Consider the following 1,522-nt stretch of genomic DNA (forward strand, 5'->3'; position numbering starts at 1 on the left):
CGACATCTGCTGCGTCCGGACGCTCAGTCTCGCGGTATGAAAGTTCGACCGCGTTTATTTTGAGCACGGCAGCCGTCTGCGCCGCGCGTCTGCCATAGGCGCCGTTTGAGATGACAAGCAGCCGGCCGTCCCGCGGCAGGACGCTGCCTATGACGGATTCTACTCCGTATGTGCCGCTTCCTTGCATGGGCACCGCTGTGTAGGCCGCGCGCGAACCTTCGTTTTCCACAGCAAGCGAGACCAGCTCCTCCCTCATCCGCTCAACGAGGTCGCTGTAATCGCTGTCCCACGTGCACCAGTCGCGCAGCATCGCCTCTTTCACCGCCGCAGTGGTAGAAAGCGGCCCGGGTGTGAGCAGAAGGTATGGATTTTGCGTCATTGTATATTCTCTTCCTTTCCCGCGTTTTTAGCGTTTATCATGTTTATTTTTTCTATGAGCATCGGCAGCTCCGTTATCTCGTTTATTACGAAATCGGCTCCCGCGGAATAAAAATTCCTCTGCGTGCGGCGGAATTTGTAAAGGCGCTCGGAGGCTGAAAGCGAGGCAAGCTCCAAGCGGTCAAGCCCAAGTTCGCTGCTTCCAGTGATGACGCCCACGCTCCATACCCCCGCGTTTTTCCCCTCTGCGATGTCGCTTGCCGTGTCTCCGACTTTGACCGCGCGGCGCGGAGGATATACGCCCAGTTTTTCCATGTTCCTGAATATCATGTACGGGTACGGGCGGCCAAGCCCTGTTTCATCGGGCGTCACCAGTGCGTCCGGGCTGTAGCCTGCGGCGGCCGCGCCCTCCGCTACTACCTCCATCATCTTCGCGGTGTATCCGGTTGACGAACCTATCATGATCTCCCCCACGCGAAGCTGTTCCACCGTCTCGACGACGCCCTCTATCGGGCGGCAGAAGGCGTCCAGCGTCTTCATCAGCGCCGGTACGAAGTCCGCGTAGAGGCGTTCTACGTCGTCCTCCATCCACGGATAGCCGTGGTTTTTCAAAAAAAGCGCGGAGATGCGCTCGATCTTGAGCAGCTCGCGAATATGATCCCTTTTTGCAAGTCCCATAGGCCCGCGCGCTTCCTCTATGGAGATGGGCAGTCCGTGGTCGGCGAATACGCGCGTGAAGGCGTTAAGCGGCGCAAAGCAGCCGAAGTCGACCGTTGTGCCGGCCCAGTCCAGAATTACGCACGAAATGTTGTTTTTATTTTCTTTCATTAATTAAGACCTCCATGTCTGTAGTGCGGATTTTTTTGAAAGTTTCCCAGCGGCGTACTCATAGGCGAGACGCGCCGCTATATTGACCGTTATCACCAGCACCGAAAGAGCGGCGGCCGGCGCAATGTCGCCCGCGTCCTCCATGTTCACGATGGCGACTGAGGCCAGCTTGAAATCTGCGGGATATAGAAAGACGACGGCCGATACCGTCACCATCGAGTTTACGAAGATATAGACGGCGCTTTCAAGCAGCGCCTCGGAGCACATAGGCAGCGTCACGCGGCAGAAGGTCCTGTAAAGCGGCACCGACATTGAT

General features: G+C 57.2%; 3 protein-coding genes. All 3 read right to left on the reverse strand.

Annotation, left to right across the window (positions count from 1 at the left end):
• Nucleotides 1-379 (reverse strand): 2-aminoethylphosphonate--pyruvate transaminase (locus RRY12_13185; GenBank protein ID MEG2185628.1); only part of this gene is annotated, 379 nt, incomplete at its 3' end.
• On the reverse strand, nucleotides 376-1,206 hold the full coding sequence (locus RRY12_13190; GenBank protein MEG2185629.1) for a phosphonoacetaldehyde hydrolase: 831 nt from the start codon (nucleotides 1,204-1,206) through the stop codon (nucleotides 376-378). The genes RRY12_13190 and RRY12_13185, both read right to left, overlap by 4 nt.
• Nucleotides 1,207-1,209: 3 nt before the next feature.
• Nucleotides 1,210-1,522: hypothetical protein (locus RRY12_13195; GenBank protein MEG2185630.1), on the reverse strand; the 313-nt coding region annotated here is incomplete at its 5' end.

This window comes from Cloacibacillus sp. (genome assembly GCA_036655895.1).
GTDB lineage: Bacteria > Synergistota > Synergistia > Synergistales > Synergistaceae > JAVVPF01.